Annotated in this window: 13 protein-coding genes; 10 read left to right on the forward strand and 3 right to left on the reverse strand. The window is 51.6% G+C overall.

Annotation, left to right across the window (positions count from 1 at the left end; all coding sequences use genetic code 11):
• Positions 1–89: 89 nt before the first annotated feature.
• The 9 genes from LCH85_07295 to LCH85_07335 all read left to right on the forward strand — a co-directional run bounded on the left by LCH85_07295 (position 90) and on the right by LCH85_07335 (position 11,895).
• Entirely contained in the window at positions 90–1,823 is a 1,734-nt protein-coding gene (locus LCH85_07295) for a rhamnogalacturonan lyase (GenBank protein ID MCA0351786.1), read from the forward strand.
• Positions 1,824–2,111: 288 nt separating this feature from the next.
• Entirely contained in the window at positions 2,112–4,277 is a 2,166-nt protein-coding gene (gene bglX, locus LCH85_07300; GenBank protein MCA0351787.1) for a beta-glucosidase BglX, read from the forward strand.
• Between the two features lie 232 nt (positions 4,278–4,509).
• Positions 4,510–5,193: a TlpA family protein disulfide reductase gene (locus LCH85_07305; GenBank protein MCA0351788.1), complete on the forward strand. Its 684-nt coding sequence runs from the start codon at positions 4,510–4,512 to the stop codon at positions 5,191–5,193.
• Positions 5,190–5,855: a hypothetical protein gene (locus LCH85_07310; GenBank protein MCA0351789.1), complete on the forward strand. Its 666-nt coding sequence runs from the start codon at positions 5,190–5,192 to the stop codon at positions 5,853–5,855. The genes LCH85_07305 and LCH85_07310 overlap by 4 nt, the downstream gene beginning before the upstream one ends.
• A 201-nt stretch (positions 5,856–6,056) precedes the next feature.
• On the forward strand, positions 6,057–6,485 hold the full coding sequence (locus LCH85_07315) for a YkgJ family cysteine cluster protein (GenBank protein ID MCA0351790.1): 429 nt from the start codon (positions 6,057–6,059) through the stop codon (positions 6,483–6,485).
• A 54-nt stretch (positions 6,486–6,539) separates the two neighbouring features.
• A complete protein-coding gene (locus LCH85_07320; protein ID MCA0351791.1) occupies positions 6,540–8,147 on the forward strand; it encodes a methylcrotonoyl-CoA carboxylase in 1,608 nt (535 codons plus the stop codon).
• A gap of 459 nt (positions 8,148–8,606) precedes the next feature.
• A complete protein-coding gene (locus LCH85_07325) occupies positions 8,607–10,289 on the forward strand; it encodes an RluA family pseudouridine synthase (GenBank protein MCA0351792.1) in 1,683 nt (560 codons plus the stop codon).
• A 65-nt stretch (positions 10,290–10,354) separates the two neighbouring features.
• A complete protein-coding gene (locus tag LCH85_07330) occupies positions 10,355–11,449 on the forward strand; it encodes a bifunctional GNAT family N-acetyltransferase/class I SAM-dependent methyltransferase (protein ID MCA0351793.1) in 1,095 nt (364 codons plus the stop codon).
• Complete coding sequence (locus LCH85_07335; GenBank protein ID MCA0351794.1) at positions 11,446–11,895, forward strand: hypothetical protein; 450 nt, start codon at positions 11,446–11,448, stop codon at positions 11,893–11,895. Before LCH85_07330 ends, LCH85_07335 begins: the two co-directional genes overlap by 4 nt.
• Positions 11,896–11,915: 20 nt before the next feature.
• Here the strand turns inward: LCH85_07335 and LCH85_07340 are convergent, their stop codons facing one another.
• The 3 genes from LCH85_07340 to LCH85_07350 are packed head-to-tail and all read right to left on the reverse strand — an operon-like array spanning position 11,916 to position 13,851.
• Positions 11,916–12,521 carry an HAD-IA family hydrolase gene (locus LCH85_07340; protein ID MCA0351795.1) on the reverse strand — a complete coding sequence of 202 codons (606 nt, stop codon included), beginning with the start codon at positions 12,519–12,521 and terminating at the stop codon, positions 11,916–11,918.
• A complete protein-coding gene (locus LCH85_07345; GenBank protein ID MCA0351796.1) occupies positions 12,518–12,994 on the reverse strand; it encodes a DinB family protein in 477 nt (158 codons plus the stop codon). The genes LCH85_07340 and LCH85_07345 overlap by 4 nt, the downstream gene beginning before the upstream one ends.
• Positions 12,991–13,851 carry an alpha-L-glutamate ligase gene (locus LCH85_07350; protein MCA0351797.1) on the reverse strand — a complete coding sequence of 287 codons (861 nt, stop codon included), beginning with the start codon at positions 13,849–13,851 and terminating at the stop codon, positions 12,991–12,993. The genes LCH85_07345 and LCH85_07350 overlap by 4 nt, the downstream gene beginning before the upstream one ends.
• Before the next feature lie 404 nt (positions 13,852–14,255).
• Between LCH85_07350 and LCH85_07355 the strand changes: the two genes are divergently transcribed.
• On the forward strand, positions 14,256–17,180 hold the full coding sequence (locus LCH85_07355; GenBank protein ID MCA0351798.1) for a protein kinase: 2,925 nt from the start codon (positions 14,256–14,258) through the stop codon (positions 17,178–17,180).
• Positions 17,181–17,191 lie beyond the last annotated feature (11 nt).

Genomic DNA, 17,191 nt, shown 5'->3' on the forward strand with positions numbered 1-17,191 from the left:
CAATCAATGCGGCAACCAGTGTGCCGACGGCAACGCGCACACCAACCAGCGTGCCCACGGCCACCCCAAGCACAACCACAGGCCGCCAAATGGAAAAACTCAATCGCGGGATTATCAGCGTGCGCCAAGGCAGCAATAATTTTGTGAGCTGGCGGATGTTTGGCACTGATCCTAGCTCGATTGGCTTTAACGTCTATCGTGGTACCACCAAAATTAATTCTAGCCCAATTACCAATGCTACCAGCTATTTGGATAGCGGCGCGGCGGCCAATAGCGTTTACACCGTGCGACCTGTGATCGATGGGGTTGAACAAACTGCCTCAGAAAACTCGCTCAATTTCGCCAATGGCTATCTTGATGTGGCCTTGCAAATTCCGACTGGTGGCACAACCCCCGATGGTGTGGCCTACACCTACACCGCCAATGATGCCAGCGTCGGCGACCTCGATGGCGATGGGCAATATGAAATTGTGCTGAAATGGGACCCAACCAATTCCAAAGATAATTCGCAATCTGGCTATACTGGCAATGTCTATCTTGATGGCTACAAATTGAACGGAACCCGTTTATGGCGGATTGATTTGGGCCGTAATATTCGGGCTGGAGCGCATTACACCCAATTTATGGTCTACGATTTGGATGGCGATGGGAAGGCCGAAGTTGCCGCCAAAACTGCCGATGGCACGCGTGATAATGCTGGCACCGTGATTGGCAACGCCAGCGCTGATTATCGCAACTCCAGCGGCTACATTCTTGCTGGCCCCGAATATTTGACCGTGTTCAATGGCCAAACTGGAGTGATTCGCTCGACCGTCAATTATGATCCTGCGCGGGGCACGGTTTCGTCGTGGGGCGATAGCTATGGCAACCGCGTTGATCGCTTTTTGGGTGGAATTGCCTACCTCGATGGTCAACGCCCGAGCCTGATTATGAGCCGCGGCTACTACACCCGCAGCGTAATCGCCGCTTGGGATTTTCGCAATGGCAGCCTGACCAAGCGCTGGACGTTTGATAGCAATGTGGCGGGCAGCCAATATGCTGGGCAAGGCAACCATAGCCTTTCGATCGCCGATGTTGATCAAGATGGCAAAGATGAGATTATCTTTGGAGCCATGACGATTAATGATAATGGTCAGCCGCTGTGGAACACCCGCAATGGTCACGGCGATGCCATGCACGTCGGCGATCTTGATCCAAGTCGGGCTGGCTTAGAAGTCTTCAAAGTCAGCGAAGATTCATCAAAGCCTAGTTCGTGGTTTGCTGATGCCCGCACAGGCCAAATTTTGTGGCAAACAGCGGCGGGCGGCGATAATGGGCGCGGCGTTTCGGGCGATATTTGGTCGGGCAGCCCAGGCGCTGAATCGTGGTCATCGATGGATAGCAATTTGCGTAGCGTTAGCGGGGCAACCCTTGGCCGCAAACCATCAGCCACCAACTTCTTGATTTGGTGGGATGGTGACCCAGTGCGCGAATTGCTCGATGCCACCCGCATCGACAAATATGGCACATCGGGCGATACACGCTTGTTGACTGGCAGTAACGTTAGCTCTAACAACAGCACCAAATCGACCCCAGCGCTCAGCGGCGATATTTTGGGCGATTGGCGCGAAGAGGTGATTTGGCGCACCAGCGATAACACCGCACTGCGGATTTATTCGACTAGCACCAGTACCAACCGCCGCATCTTCACCTTGATGCACGATGCTCAATATCGGGTGGCAATTGCTTGGCAAAACACCGCCTACAATCAACCACCGCATCCCAGCTTTTTCTTGGGCGATGGCATGAGCAACCCACCGCAACCGAATATCTACTTACGCTAAATTGATCTAGCCCAAATTTAAGTATCAAAGGCCGAGGAATTTCCTCGGCCTTTTTATCAACTTGACAGAGTTTATGCTTAACGGCACAATTGCAAGCGCTTACAGAATATCCGTTAACGATACCGGAAACGTTACCGAAAGTAAAAATCAGTAATTTCAACCAAATATTCCTAGCCCCAAATCCAAAAAACCGATCCTGCATGCGTGGCAACTGCCATTTCTGGGCTGTCGAATGGCAATTGCCGACTTGACTATGACAGTCATTCGGCTCAATGAGGACAAACGAATATGCAGTATGAGCAACAAATTGAAGCATTGTTGGCCCAAATGACTCTTGCCGAGAAGATTGGCCAAATGCGCCAGCTTCATGGCACTGGCGAACATCAGCAACAACTGGTGCGCGAAGGCAACTTGGGGTCGGTTTTGAATGTGATTGATGCTGATGCCCACGAAATTCAGCGCATTGCCGTTGAAGAATCACGCTTGGGCATTCCGCTGTTAATTGGCCGCGATGTGATCCACGGTTTTCGCACAATCTTCCCAATTCCACTTGGCCAGGCTGCTTCGTTTAATCCTCAGCTTGTGCGCGAAGCCGCGCGGATTGCCGCCCGCGAAGCCTCGGCCTCAGGGATCAACTGGACATTCGCCCCGATGATCGATATTTCACGCGACCCACGTTGGGGCCGCATCGCCGAAAGCTGTGGCGAAGATGCCTATCTTTCAAGTTTGATGGGTGTAGCGATGGTCGAGGGCTTTCAAGGCGACGATTTGACCGCCCCCGATGCGATTGCTGCTTGTGCCAAACATTATGTGGGCTATGGCGCAAGCGAAAATGGCCGCGATTACAACACTGCTTGGATTCCCGAAGTGCTCTTGCGTGATGTGTATTTAGCGCCATTCAAAGCTGCTGCCGATGCTGGGGTGGCCACCATGATGAGCGCCTTCCACGATTTAAATGGCGTGCCAACTTCGGGCAACGAATTTACGCTGCGCCAAATCTTAAAAGGCGAGTGGAACTACGATGGCATGGTGGTCAGCGATTGGGCCTCGGTTGCCGAAATGATCGCCCATGGCTATGCCGCTGATTTGCGCGATGCGGCCTTGAAAGGCGTAACGGCTGGGGTCGATATGGAAATGGCCAGCACCAGCTATGCCGAATATCTAGCTGAATTGATCGAAAGTGGCGCACTCAGCCTCGATTTAATTGATGATGCTGTGCGGCGGATATTGCGCATCAAGTTCCGTTTGGGCTTATTCAACCAACCCTATGCCAACGCAGCGGCAGCTGAATCGTTAGTTGCGCCTGATCATTTGGCCTTGGCTCGCCAAATTGCCAAAGAAAGTTGTGTGTTGTTGAGCAATCAGCAAACTTTGCCGCTCAACCGACAACAAACGCGGGTGGCAATTGTTGGGCCGCTCGCTAATCATGCCGCCGATCAACTGGGCTGTTGGGTGTTCGATGGCAAGCCCGAAGATAGCCAAACCCCGTTGCAAGCGATTCGCGCATTGCTTGGCGCTGAGCAGGTGCAATTTGCCCAAGGTTTGCCCGAAGCCCGCAGCTTAGATCAAAGTTTGTTTGACGAGGCAGTCGCGGCGGCTCAATCTGCTGATGTAGTTATCGCCTTCCTCGGTGAAGATGCTGGCTTGAGTGGCGAAGCCCATAGCCGCGCCTTCATCGATTTACCTGGCGCACAACTGGCCTTGGTCGATGCCTTGGTGGCAACCGGCAAGCCAGTGGTTGCGGTCGTGATGGCTGGGCGCTCGTTGGTGTTGGGCGAATTGCAAGCTAAAGTGCAAGCAATTTTATATGCTTGGCATCCAGGTACGATGGCTGGCCCTGCAATCGCCGATTTGCTGTTTGGCTTGGATAACCCTTCAGGCCGCTTGCCGATTAGCTTCCCGCGCACGGTTGGTCAAGTGCCAATCTACTACAGCCGCAAAAACACTGGCCGCCCGCCAAGCGAAGATGCCCCAAGCATTCCCACGGGTACGCCGCTTGATCCCAGTGGCTTTACCTCAAGCTATCTCGATGTTGATCATCGGCCCTTGTTTGCTTTTGGTTATGGCTTGAGCTACAGCACATTTAGCTATAGCAATTTAGGTTTATCGAGCCAAAAACTCACTATCGGCGATACGCTCAGCATCACCGCCACAATTACCAACACAGGTAAGTATGCTGGCACAGAAGTTGTGCAATTGTATATTCGCGATTTGGTTGGCTGTATGACTCGGCCAATCAAAGAACTCAAAGGCTTCCAACGGATTCATTTGGAGCCAGGCCAGAGCCAAACGGTAACATTTGAACTGAGCAGCGCTGACTTGAGTTTCCATAACAATGCCATGCAACGGATCGTCGAGCCAGGCGAATTTAATCTTTGGGTTGCGCCAAGCAGCCTTGGTGGTTTGCAGGCAAGCTTTGAATTAGTAGCCGAGAGCAAAGAACATAGAGCATAGAATATAAAACCAGTTCTGGTTCACGAAGAGAGAATAGGCTATAGGCTATAGGCTATAGGCTATTGGTTTTCAACAAATGTTCCGCCAGCCAATAGCCTTCAGCCTCAAGCCATAATACCTCTGCGCTTCTGGATCAAAACTTGATGATTGTCTTTGTAAGCTTTCTGTAAGATTTGATACAAATAAATCTATCTATACTAGATGGGCAAGAATCGATCTTTTGGAGGATAGTATGCGCCATCTACGTTGGGTCACGCTCTGTATGCTTGGTATGATTTTGCTGTCGGCCTGTGGGAGTGCAGCCAATCCTACTACCCCATCATCACCTGTGGTTGCGGCTACTGCTACCACCGCCGCAATTGCGGCCACCAGTGTCACCGATTCAGGCAATGGCAACCAGTCACCAACGGTAATTCCAGCAACAGTTAATGACCCTGAACCAACGGTTGTACCAACAGTCGCGAATCTTGCAGCTTGGCAAAGATTGCCATTAATTAATGCGCGAACTGGTGAATCGTTTACCCTCGCAGATTTTTATGGCAAGACCATCTACGTTGAGCCAATGGCAACGTGGTGCAGCAATTGTCGTAAACAACTTACGATTGTGGCTGAAACTCAGGCCCAACTGACTAATCCCGATGTTGTATTTATTGGGCTAAGTGTTGAAACCGATCTTGCGGCAAATGATCTTGCAGCCTATGCTGATGAAGCTGGGTTTGATTGGCTTTTTGCCGTGAGCACTCCCGAGCTGTTGCGCGAATTAACCGCAGTCTTTGGTCGAACCATCACCAATCCTCCAGCAACGCCACATTTTATTATTCGCCCTGATGGAACGACGACTGAACTCAGCACTGGAATCGAACCAAGCGATGTGTTACTCAGTGCGCTTCAAGCAGCAGGAGCAACCGCACCATGAGCCAATATTTTGAGGCCTTTGTATTGGGCAATGGGGCGATTCTCGGCAATGTTTGTATGTTACCGCTCTACCCTGGAATGTTGGCCTATTTGGCAGGAACGCAGAAACAGGCGCGACCTGCTTGGTTTATGGCAGGATTAGGAATCTTAGTGCTGAGTGGCATTTTAACCCTGATGTTGGTGGTTGGCTTGATCGCATTTTTATTACAGCAATCGCTCAGCACGTTCTTGCCTGTGCTCTTACCAATTCTCTATACAATCGTGATTATCCTTGGTATCTTGATGCTGCTTGATCGCAACCCCTTTACCCGAATGAGCCAACTCCAAATGCCAATTATGCGCCATCCAGCGGCAGGTGCATTTATCTATGGGCTTGGCTTAGGCCCAATGACCTTGCCTTGTACTGGACCCTTAGTGATTAGTGCTTTTCTGTTGGGTGTTGGCGACCCAGTGGCATTGGCTGACGGAATCCTCTACTTTTTATGGTTTGGTATGGGTTTTGGCTGGCCGCTGGTGGTGTTGCCACTTTTTGCCCAACCTATTCAACGGGCGTTTACCAAGTGGACAACTCGTTCGCATAGTTGGCTCAATCGCTTCTCTGGAATCTTGCTACTAGCAATTGGGCTATTTGGGATTGTGGTAGAAGTGCTGCCAAATCTGTAGCCGCATCAGCATAGAACATAGAATCAGTTTCGATCCACGAAGAGAGAATAGGCTATCGGCTATCGGCTATTGGAAGATTTATTGAAAACCAATAGCTGATAGCCAGATTAAAATCCCGATCCCCAGTCCCCAACAGCCGATCCCCAATTTGTTACAATACCCGTTGTCCAGTGCCAAATTTCGACTACAAGGAACTAAATTATGTCGCTTGCCTTGAATGTGCTCAACCAAAGCCAGCCAAGTTGTGCTGGTTGTGGTGGTTTATGTTGCCGCTCGTTTGTCTTGCCAATTGATACCCCCGAAACCCGTGAGGATTTTGATGTGTTGCGCTGGTTGGTGCTACATCGTGGGGTCAAATGCTTAGTCAAGCAATCAATCTGGGAATTGGAAATTGCCCTGCCATGTGAACATTTGCAGGAAGATAGCCGCTGTGGGATTTATATGCAGCGCCCGAATGTTTGTGTTGAGTATGAAGTCGCAACCTGTGAGCGCCATCAGCCACCGCATTTCGAGGCCGTAATCGATAACGAACATGCTTTGCGGGCTTGGGTTTTCTCGCGCTACGGCATGTATCCCGATGACCCTGATTTTCCCTATGGCGAGCAAACGATTCGGGTTGGTTTGTTTTAAGCGCGATCATCGGTATCATGTGCCCAGCGAACGTCTAGTGATAAGGAACGATCAATGTCGATCATTCAGAGTACGCTCGATATCCATAGCCCTGAATTTCGCCAAAATGTTGATTTTCATCGCCAATTAGCTGCCGAACTGCGCCAACAGACCCAACAAATTGCCCAAGGTGGTAGCGTTGAAGCACGTGCCCGCCACGAACGCCGTGGCAAATTACTGGTGCGCGATCGGATCGAGCGTTTGCTTGATCCTGGCAGTGCTTGGCTCGAAATTGGCACATTAGCCGCATGGCAAGTCTATGAAGATGATGTGCCAGCAGCAGGTGTAATCACCGGAATTGGGCGGGTGTCGGGAGTTGAAGTGCTGATCGTTGCCAACGATGCCACGGTCAAGGGCGGCACGTACTATCCATTAACTGTCAAAAAACATTTGCGTGCTCAAGAAATCGCCTTGCAAAACCATTTACCTTGTATTTACTTGGTCGATAGCGGTGGCGCATTCTTGCCTTTGCAGGCCGAGGTTTTCCCCGATCGCGAACATTTTGGGCGAATTTTCTACAATCAAGCCCAAATGTCGGCTTTGGGCATTCCGCAAATCGCCGTGGTGATGGGCAGTTGTACCGCTGGTGGAGCCTATGTGCCCGCCATGAGCGACGAAGTGGTGATTGTGCGTGAACAAGGCACGATCTTTTTGGGTGGCCCGCCTTTGGTCAAAGCCGCCACTGGCGAGATTGTGAGCGCCGAGGATTTAGGCGGCGCTGATGTGCACACCCGCTTATCTGGTGTCGCCGACCATTTTGCCGATAACGATGAGCATGCGTTGGCAATCACGCGCTCGATTGTAGCCAATTTGCAGCGGCGCAAAGCCAACCCATGGCCGTTGCGCACGCCCGAAGCGCCACGCTACGATCCTCAAGAATTGTATGGCATTATTCCCGCCGATACGCGCAAGCAATTCGATGTACGCGAAATTATCGCCCGCATCGTCGATGGCTCACGGTTGGATGAATTCAAGGCCCGCTATGGCACAACCTTGGTGACGGGCTTTTCCCACATTTATGGCCATCCAGTGGGCATTTTGGCCAACAACGGCATTTTATTTTCCGAGAGTGCCCTCAAGGCGGCGCACTTTATTGAGCTTTGTAACGAACGCGCCATTCCACTGCTATTTTTGCAAAATATTACGGGCTTTATGGTTGGCCGCGAATACGAGCAACGCGGAATTGCCAAAGACGGAGCCAAAATGGTGATGGCGGTTTCCAATGCGCGTGTGCCAAAATTTACTGTGGTGATTGGCGGCTCGTTTGGCGCTGGCAATTACGGTATGTGTGGTCGAGCCTATAGCCCGCGCCAACTCTGGATGTGGCCTAACAGCCGAATCTCGGTGATGGGCGGTTCGCAAGCGGCCAATGTGCTGCTGACCGTGCGCCGCGATGGTCTGCAAGCCAAAGGCCAAGACATGAATTTGGCCGAGCAACAAGCCTTTATGCAGCCAATTCTCGATAAATACGAGGCTGAGGGCAACCCCTATTATTCCAGTGCTCGCCTGTGGGATGATGGGATTCTTGATCCGCTTGATACACGCATGGCCTTGGCACTGGGTTTATCGGCAGCCGCCAACGCGCCATTAGCTGATGTTAAATATGGTGTGTTTCGCATGTAATGCGCCGAGCTGCCCCCTTGATTCATGGATCGAGGGGGCAATTTGATCCACGAAGGACACGAAGCGCACGAAGGGTTGAAACCACGAAGATTTATTTTAGCCACGAATTCCACGAATTACACCAATAATCGTTATTTTAGCCACAGATTGGCACAGATTGCGCAGATTATGTTCCTGATAGCCAATAGCCGCATGATCTCTGCACCGCTGCGTTAAACAATTAATCCACGAAGAACATGAAGCGCACGAAGGGTTGAAACCACGAAGAACGCGAAGATCGCGAAGAATTATTTTTTAGCCACGAATTGCCCCAATAATATTCCGATAGCCCTCAGCCCATCGCCCCATCGTTCATACCGATTTTGCCTTCTGCTTTCTGATTCCCCTTATGTTCTATGTTCTATGCTCTATGCTCTTTTACGGTACACTAAGCAGCAATTAAATGAAGGAATAAAACCAATGCAGATAGAAATTCTCTACCGTGACGAGCAAATCGTGGTGATCAATAAACCAACGGGGGTGGCGACCCACGCGCCCCAAGGCGATTTAGCATTAACCGATGTTGAACGGGCCTTGCGTGCCCAATTGCAACTTGAATATTTGGCGATTCATCAGCGACTTGATCGCGATACCTCGGGCGTGATGCTGTTTGCGCTTGACCCCGCCGCCAATGCCAATTTAGCCACGGCCTTTGCTGAACATACGATTGAAAAAACCTACCAAGCCTTGGTGTATGGCATGCCCAGCCAAAGCCAAGGGGTCATCGATGCTGCACTTGCGCCTGCTGGCGATGGCATGATTCAGGTTGCTCCAGCCCATGATCGGCGTGCTCAATCGGCAATTACGCATTATCAGGTCTTGGCCAGCAGCCCTGATCAGCGATTTAGCTTGTTGGAATTACAGCCGAAAACTGGCCGAACCCACCAATTGCGGGTGCATTGCGAATTTTTGGGCCATCCAATTGTTGGCGATCCTCTGTATGATGTGGCACGAGCTGCGCCACGACTGATGCTGCATGCCAGTGAATTGCGCTTCACCCACCCGCTTACCCAACAGCCATTGCATATTCAAGCGCCAACTCCGGCCTTATTCACGCGGGTAGCGCAAGGCCTGCCCGAATTACAACAAAGCACCGAGCTAGCTGCGCTGAATGGCTTAATTGAGTTGGCGGCTGAGCGTCGCGCAGTGCTGGCAGCCGATCCTGCTACGACGATGTTTCGGGTGTTTCATGGCCCAAGCGATGGCCTGACCCATCCTTGGCTCCAGCATTGGACGGTCGATAAACTTGATCAGGTATTAATTGCCTCATGCTATGACGAACATGTGCGCCAAGTGCCAGCTAGCTTAATCAACGCGTTGGTTGCGCGATGGCAACCACAAGCAATGTATGCCAAATATCGCCCGCGCGCTGCTGCCAAAGTTGACGAGGCCGCGATGGCTGAGTTGGCTCCCGCTAGGCCAGTTTGGGGTGAGCCAGTCGAGCAAGTGATGGTGCAAGAAGCTGGGTTGAGCTATGAATTACGGCCTAACGATGGCCTGAGCATTGGTTTGTATGCCGATATGCGTGAAACTCGCCAACGGGTGCGCAATTTGCTTGCCAAGCGCCAATTGCGCGTGCTCAACACGTTTGCCTATACCTGTGGCTTTGGGGTGGCAGCCTTTGCCGATGCCCCCGAGGCAATCGTGACTAACCTTGATCTTTCGCGGCGCTCGCTGGATTGGGGCAAAATCAATTATGGCCTGAATCAGTTGGCGGTTGAAGATCGTCAGTTTGTGTTTGGCGATGTTTTCGATTGGCTCAGCCGTTGGGTGCGCCAAGGCCGCCAATTCGACGTGGTGATTCTTGATCCACCGTCGTTTGCTCGCAATCGGGGCAAGCGCTGGCGAGCCGAAGAAGATTATGCCGATTTGGTAGCCTTGGCGGTGCAGTTGTTGCCAGCCGATGGCCATTTGATCGCTTGCTGTAACCATGTTGGGCTTTCGCGGCGGCAATTTCGCGGTCAAGTTGAACGCGGTATGCAGCAAGGGCGTTGGCATGGCATAATTGAAGCCAATTATCCAGCCTCGCCCTTGGATTACCCCGCTGCCTATGGCGAAAGCCACTTGAAAATTATTTTAGCAACTGGTCAAACCAACGATTAATCCTGCTTTAAACTTCTGATGTATAGTAGAGAGCGGAGTATTTTGCTGTTTAAGGTCGGAGCGCAATGGAACGTCAACAAGTGCAAGTTCGTTTGGCCAGCAGCGCCGATTATCCGGCGGTGATTGCGGTAACCTATGCGGCCTATGCCCCGCAACGCGCCAAAAGCGAGCTGTATGCCTATGTCTATAACGAAACTGTCGAGAGCCTGAGTGCCTCGCAGGCCAAACATCCTAATTGGCAAATTTTGGTGGTCGAAGAGGCAAGCCAGATTGTAGCAGCAGTGCGGGTTGGCACATTCAGCCCAACCGACACCGATTTGCACCTCTGGCGTTTGAGCGTCGATCCTGCCGCTCAAGGCCGTGGCTATGGCAAGCTTTTGGTGCAAACAGTCGAACAATGGGCCAGCGCCCAAGGCTATCAAAGCATTTCGTTGGGTGCGCTGGAAGTTTCGCCCGAAAATCAGGCGATGTATGAGCGTTGGGGCTATCGCTATCACGAACGTCGCGAAATGACCAGTGCTCCTGGCAATTTTTACGCCATCCTGCATAAGCCAACTGAGCGTATGGCTAATCAAACCGTGGCGACCTACGAAACGATTGCCGATGATTATCAGCAACGGCGAGGAGCGATTAGTGCTTGGACTTTAGAATCACGCGATCGTTTTATGCACTACTTGGCCGCACCCGCTAAAATTCTTGAGGTTGGTTGTGGGCCTGGCCGCGATGCCCTGATGCTGCGTGAAGCTGGCTACCAAGTAGTTGGGCTTGACCCAACGTGGGCCATGTTGCAATTTGCCAAACAGGCTGAAGTTGCTTTGGTTGCTGGCGATGCGCGGAGTTTGCCGATTGCAGCGGCCAGCGTGCAAGGCGTTTGGGCGCAAGCCTCGTTATTGCATCTACCACATTTGGAATTTTCGCTAGCCTTGAGCGAAATTGCTCGGGTATTGCAGTCACAAGGGGTTTGTTATCTCAGCCTAAAAATTGGCGAAGGCGAACAGATGCAGGCCGATGGACGCTTCTTTGCCTATCATCAACCTGAGTTGGTAGCTAAGGCCTTGGCGGGGGTTGGCTTGCGGGTGCTGGAACAATGGAATATTGATGATAGTCGGCCAAATTGCCCGCCATGGGTTAAAACGATTGCTCGAAAGGATCCTGCATGAGCGAACCAAAAATTCCTTTCTACGCCAAAATGTGGTTTGCCTGGGGCCAAAGTTGCACCTATTGGGGCAACCGCACGCTTTCCAAGCAAATGTATCGCTGGGCTTTTAATGCCTATACCCGTGCCCAAACCTATGCCCCGTGGTGGGGCATGCCGGTCTTGCGGCGGGCGGTGATTCGTGGGCGTGAGCTTGACGATTATGCTGGAGCCGTGCGCGATTTTGGCGATTTGATTAAGCTTGAGCCTGAATGGGCCGAGCCATATTTGCAACGTGGCATTTTGCATAGCTTTCATGGCTTGCATGCCGCAGCGCGGGCAATCGCCGATTTTGACCAATTTTTGAAGTTGGCTCCAGCGACCCATAGTTGGCGCACCGATGCTGAGCGCTTGACCGAGCGTTTACGCGAAGAATTACAAGAACGAGGCTGGAGCGAACAAACCGACTAGCTCCAGCCTCGTTTGAGGGTTTAACTCTGGGGAATGTTGGTTTTGAGCCAAGCCGCTAGGTCGCTGTAATCGCGATAGTGCTGGGCTTGCCAACCATGGCTTTGGGCGGCAACAACATTGGCTTGAACATCATCCCAAAAGGCGATGCTGGCGGGTGCTAGCCCAAGTTGCTGGGTAACCCGCTCGAAATAGGCGGGCATTGGTTTGCGTGTACCAATGCTCGATGAGGCCAACATGCCATCGCACCAGCGCCACATCCCCAAATCGTGCCAAAGGTAGTTGCTACGATGGCGCTCTTGGTTGGTCGCAAGATAGCACTTCATTCCCCGCTCACGCAGCAGCTGCATCGCATTCAACACGCGGGCATCAACCAAGCTTTCTTCGTGAAACCAACGCTCCAAGAAGCTATCAAGGTCGCTGGGCCAAGCCCATTGCTCAAGGTAAGCTGGCAAAACCTCACGCAGATCGGCCTTGCCATCGATGCAATCCAAAAATACCCCTTGGAAAAATGGCTGGGTATGCTTGAAACTGAGGTTATGTTCGCGCTCCAAATAAGCGGCAAAGCGAAACATCGGCACGCACAGCACCCCATCAACGTCGAACAACACCGCTTGGAGCCTGCTCATGCTTGTGGCTCTGCCGCCAAGGTGCGCTGAATTTGGTCGATATGGCCGAGGCCATGGTTGGCGTAGGTTTCGACCAAACTGATTAAGCTGACTGGGCCATTTTCGGGATGAAAACCAGTACGCTGCCAAGCATCTTCAGGCAATTCGCGCCAAAATTGCACCCAGCGGGCATGCAACGAACGCAACAATTGCAATGAAATTTCGACATCGGCCTGTTGTGCATCGCCAAACGCCGCCCACAAATCTTGATCATAGGGCTTGAGCGTAGGATTTTCCTCGCTGGCGATCAATTTGCAACGAATATACGAATTCATATGCGAATCGGCCAGATGATGAATATTTTGGGCGACGCTCCACTCGTTAGCTAAAAATTGTGTGGTCAGTTGGCTTGGGCTGAGTGGTCGCACCAACTCAGTCAGTTGGGCAGGCAATTGTTCAATTTGGGCAATCCATTGGTCGCGCTGCTCAATCATGCCAGTTCTCCTACCAGTTTGGGGCTAACAACGCCTAAAGTTTGGAGCACTTGGGTATAAACGCCAACGATCACATCGTCACCAGCATCGCGGGCAATATATTCAAAGCCAGGCGAGGCATTAGCTTCAATCAGCCACCATTCACCATTGCGATCTTGGGCAATATCCAAGCCTGTCCAGCGCAAAGGCAAGGCTTCAAATAGCGAGGCCGCAAAATTGCTAATCGTGGTATGTAAGGCTTGATCGTCAATCACCACTGCTCGGCCACCATTCCAGTGCAATGGGCTAAGATTGCCTTCAAACATGGCTTGATCGATATTTTTTTCGTAGAGCAAAATCAACTGACCATCCAAAAAGACGGCGCGATATTCGTGAGCAATCTCAATTGTGCTTTGCGCCAGCGCGATATAATCAAAATCTTTGCTTGCGCCATCGAAAATTTTGGTTAAGGCGCGAATGATGCCCTCGCGGTCGTGGCAGCGAAACACATTCAAGCCGCCCGAGCCACGATTGCGTTTGATCATTACGGGCAAGGCGAATTTGGCCAGCACATCGTCGGCAATCGCTTCGAGGCTATCGAAGGCCCGATATTTGGCAAAACGATCCGGCCCGAGCGGGTGGAAGTACGATTCAGTTTGCGGTTGCTTAATCCAATTGTGGGTTAGGGTGAAAAAATAATCTTTATCGCGGCAGATTTCGCTCATTGTGTTGTCGTTGAGCGGTGCTTTCCAATTGACAAACAGCCAATTACGGGTAGGACCAACGATGCGCAGAATGTTTTCCGTCGAGTGTAAATGTTCATACGTCAAACCGAGCCGTTCACAAGCCAGCGACAGCAAACGAATATTCGGATTCATGGATCGTCCTTAAAAAACTTAGGCGGGAAGCTCTGGTGGTTGGATGTAGCATACCGCACTCTGCGTTAGTTGCAAGTGGCATTTTGCTATAGTGTAGTACGAAATTGGCGAACCCTAACAATTATATATAGCTAAAATGCTTTGTATTTAATCATAATTGACTGAAACAACGGAGGTTTGTGCTGAATATCCATATAGCTAGCAAGCATTTTCAAGTGAGTATGATCCGATTCAATGCGCTAGCAAGGGATTTAGACCCGAATTAATGAAATTTTTAAATAATCAATTTCGTGCTTGTCAATGTTGGCGAATAATGTGATAATGGGGCATCAATCTAGCCTGCAATTTTCGGCACTTGATACTCGAAGCGGATACTCCGTAGTTGACGTTGTAGGATTACAGCAATGAAATCATTTGAACATACCCAACTGGGTGAGTATACATTGCAAGAAGAGATTGGCCGTGGCGGGATGGCGCAAGTCTATCGAGCGCAGCATCAAGCCTATGGTCTGGTTGCATTCAAAGTATTACCACCCTATTTTGCCCACGATAACGATACGCTTCAGCGCTTTATGCGTGAGGCGCGGGCCAATCGCACTTTGCACCACCCACATATTGTGCAATTGTATGAAGCCAGCGACATTGCCCAAGCCCAAAACCCCTACCAGCCGATTCACTATATCGCTATGGAATATATCGCTGGGGGTACGCTGACTGATCGCTTGCGTCAACAGCCGCAACAGCCATTAAACACGACGCTTGAAATGGGTGAGCAAATTGGCTCGGCCTTGGATTATGCCCATGGCAAGGGTTTTATTCACCGCGATATCAAGCCGAGTAATATTTTGTTTCGTAGCAACGGCCATGCTGTGCTCGCCGACTTTGGGATTGCTCTCGCCAACAATGAGGCCCGTATGACCAAGGCTGGCGGTTTTGCTGGCACGGTCGCCTATACTGCGCCTGAAATTTTCGAGGGCGAAACCGCCGATGTGCGCTCGGATATTTATGCCTTGGGCTTGATTCTGTATGAATCGTTGGCTGGGCATAACCCCTATGCCAACATCAGCACTAATGCCCAAATTGCCATGAGCAAAATTTTAACGACGCCGCTGCCACCATTGCAAGATGTTGCGCCGCATGTGCCCCCGTTAACGGCTGAAATTTTGGCTCAAGCAACCGCCAAAGATCCAATTCGACGCTTTGCCACGATGTCGGATTTTGTCGAGGCCTTGAAACAAGCTAAATTTAATCGGGTCAGCGATCGACCTGCGCAACAATTGAATGCCAGTGGTCGCCCGATGATTCCAATTGCTGGTCGGCCTGGAGCGCCAAATCGCCCACCACCACGCAATCAGCCAAGTGGCGATAACCCAACTCAAGCCTTTGTAGCTGGGGTTGCTGCCTCATCTGCGGCAGCTGCGGCCATGCCTGAGGCTAACGAAGGCACGATGATCTACACGCCGCCGACACCAAATCCGGTGGTCAATCAACAGGCTGCGCCACCACCAAACGAGCCAACCCAAATCTACACGCCACCAACCCCGAATCCAGTGGTGCAACAACCTGCGCCAGCGGCCAAGCCGCCAGTTGATGCAACTCAAATCTACACGCCACCAACGCCGAATCCGGTGGTGCAACAACCTGCACCAGTGGCTAAACCGCCAGTTGATGCAACCCAGATTTATACGCCACCAGCGGCCAACCCACCGTTGCGTCAAGCGCCGATTACCCAGCCAAATCAACCCTTGCCGAGTGTGCAGTCCCAGCCCAACCAATCGTTGCCAGCTGCGCCGACGATGCCGCTGGATAACCAAAGCACCATGATGTACACGCCAAATGCAAGCGTGCCCAATCAGCCAATTCCAAGCCGTACCAACCAACCAGTTGATAACGAAAGCACCGTGATGTATCCGGCCTATCCGCCGAATCAGCCACAAGCTTATCCACCGCCAGCAACTGGTAACCAAACCTATATGCCGCCTACGGGTAATCAGGCCTATCCACCAGCAACTGGCAATCAAACCTATCAACCTATGGCTGGGGCTTCGCAGCCAAACCAGCAACTGCCAAAAAAGGGGCCAGCGCGGCCAATTAATGCCCAACGGATTGACCTTGCGCGACCTGCGGCTCCTGTTCAAGCAGCTCAGGCAGCGGAAACTGAATATGCGCCAGCGCCACCGCCCTATGCTATGCCACCAAAAGCATCGCCAGTCGCGAGAGCCAAGGATTTCTTCCGTTCGCCAAAGGTTCTCGTGGCCTTAGGTAGTGCACTTTTAGCCTTGATTGTGATTGCATTTTTGAGCTTTGGCCAAGGCGAGGACGATCCAAATATTGCTAGTGGTGCTACGGCTACCTCAGTAGTTGCAGTTGGTGAGAGTACTCCAACGGTTGCGGCAACCAATGCGGCCACCCCAACTGTGGCCGAAACCGCCGATCCCCAAGAGGCCAAACGCTTAGAGTATATTGTTGGGCAAGAGGCCTATGCCAAACAAGATTGGCCTAATGCAGCGGCGGCCTTCGATAAAGTGCTCGCCATCGATCCAGCCTATCTTGATTTGAGCAACATTGGCTCGGCAACTTACTACAATTGGGCGGTCAGCGAGTTGACTGGCCCCGACAACGTTGCTGAAAGCTTGGAAATTCTCAACAAAACCTTTAGTTTCAAGCCCGACCATCAACCAGGTGGTAACTTAGCCAAAGTGCTGAATGTCTATCGCAATGGCCAAACTGCCGCCGAACAACAAGATTGGCAAGCAGCGATTAATGGCTATAAAGAAGCCCAAACCGCTGGTAGCGCTGAGTTTGGCGAGCTTATGGGTAAGCTACAAACCGTCAAGCAATTGTACGAGGCCTATCTTGGACGCGGGCGAGAGCTAGAAGAGGCTGGCGATACCGCTGAGGCCAATGCGATCTATCGCGAAGCTGCCGCCCTCAAGGATCTGGACAGCAGTTTAGACGTTGCTACTGCTAACACTCGGATTGCGGCAACCCAACCAACCGCCGTGCCAGCGACCCCAACTAAGCCAGCACCACCAACGACTGCTCCGGTAGCTCAACGCTTGTACTTCCAAAAATATGCCGAAAATGCGGTTGATCCAACCTGTTTTGCCGTGCATATTCGTGGGGTTAACACGGGCGGCTGGTTTGTGACCGTCGATGGGCTAGGCAATCGCGGCAATGTCGATGGCGCTGGTAATACCAATGTTTGTGGATTGTCCCCCAGCCAAGAAGTGACCTTCACGGTTTACAATGGCTCTGGGCAAGCCGTGCCAGGTGGCGGCGGCATCCCAACTCGTGGTGGCGATTTGATGACCGGCTATTGGCAATAACTAAATCTGTT

This window comes from Chloroflexota bacterium (assembly GCA_020161265.1).
Lineage (GTDB): Bacteria > Chloroflexota > Chloroflexia > Chloroflexales > Herpetosiphonaceae > Herpetosiphon.

What these genes read in the sequence shown, in the direction of transcription:
- LCH85_07295 (MCA0351786.1), top strand. Translation starts at nt 90, where the DNA reads ATGGAAAAACTCAATCGCGGGATTATCAGCGTGCGCCAAGGCAGCAAT.
- bglX (MCA0351787.1), top strand. Translation starts at nt 2,112, where the DNA reads ATGCAGTATGAGCAACAAATTGAAGCATTGTTGGCCCAAATGACTCTT.
- LCH85_07305 (MCA0351788.1), top strand. Translation starts at nt 4,510, where the DNA reads ATGCGCCATCTACGTTGGGTCACGCTCTGTATGCTTGGTATGATTTTG.
- LCH85_07310 (MCA0351789.1), top strand. Translation starts at nt 5,190, where the DNA reads ATGAGCCAATATTTTGAGGCCTTTGTATTGGGCAATGGGGCGATTCTC.
- LCH85_07315 (MCA0351790.1), top strand. Translation starts at nt 6,057, where the DNA reads ATGTCGCTTGCCTTGAATGTGCTCAACCAAAGCCAGCCAAGTTGTGCT.
- LCH85_07320 (MCA0351791.1), top strand. Translation starts at nt 6,540, where the DNA reads ATGTCGATCATTCAGAGTACGCTCGATATCCATAGCCCTGAATTTCGC.
- LCH85_07325 (MCA0351792.1), top strand. Translation starts at nt 8,607, where the DNA reads ATGCAGATAGAAATTCTCTACCGTGACGAGCAAATCGTGGTGATCAAT.
- LCH85_07330 (MCA0351793.1), top strand. Translation starts at nt 10,355, where the DNA reads ATGGAACGTCAACAAGTGCAAGTTCGTTTGGCCAGCAGCGCCGATTAT.
- LCH85_07335 (MCA0351794.1), top strand. Translation starts at nt 11,446, where the DNA reads ATGAGCGAACCAAAAATTCCTTTCTACGCCAAAATGTGGTTTGCCTGG.
- LCH85_07340 (MCA0351795.1), bottom strand. Translation starts at nt 12,521, where the DNA reads ATGAGCAGGCTCCAAGCGGTGTTGTTCGACGTTGATGGGGTGCTGTGC.
- LCH85_07345 (MCA0351796.1), bottom strand. Translation starts at nt 12,994, where the DNA reads ATGATTGAGCAGCGCGACCAATGGATTGCCCAAATTGAACAATTGCCT.
- LCH85_07350 (MCA0351797.1), bottom strand. Translation starts at nt 13,851, where the DNA reads ATGAATCCGAATATTCGTTTGCTGTCGCTGGCTTGTGAACGGCTCGGT.
- LCH85_07355 (MCA0351798.1), top strand. Translation starts at nt 14,256, where the DNA reads ATGAAATCATTTGAACATACCCAACTGGGTGAGTATACATTGCAAGAA.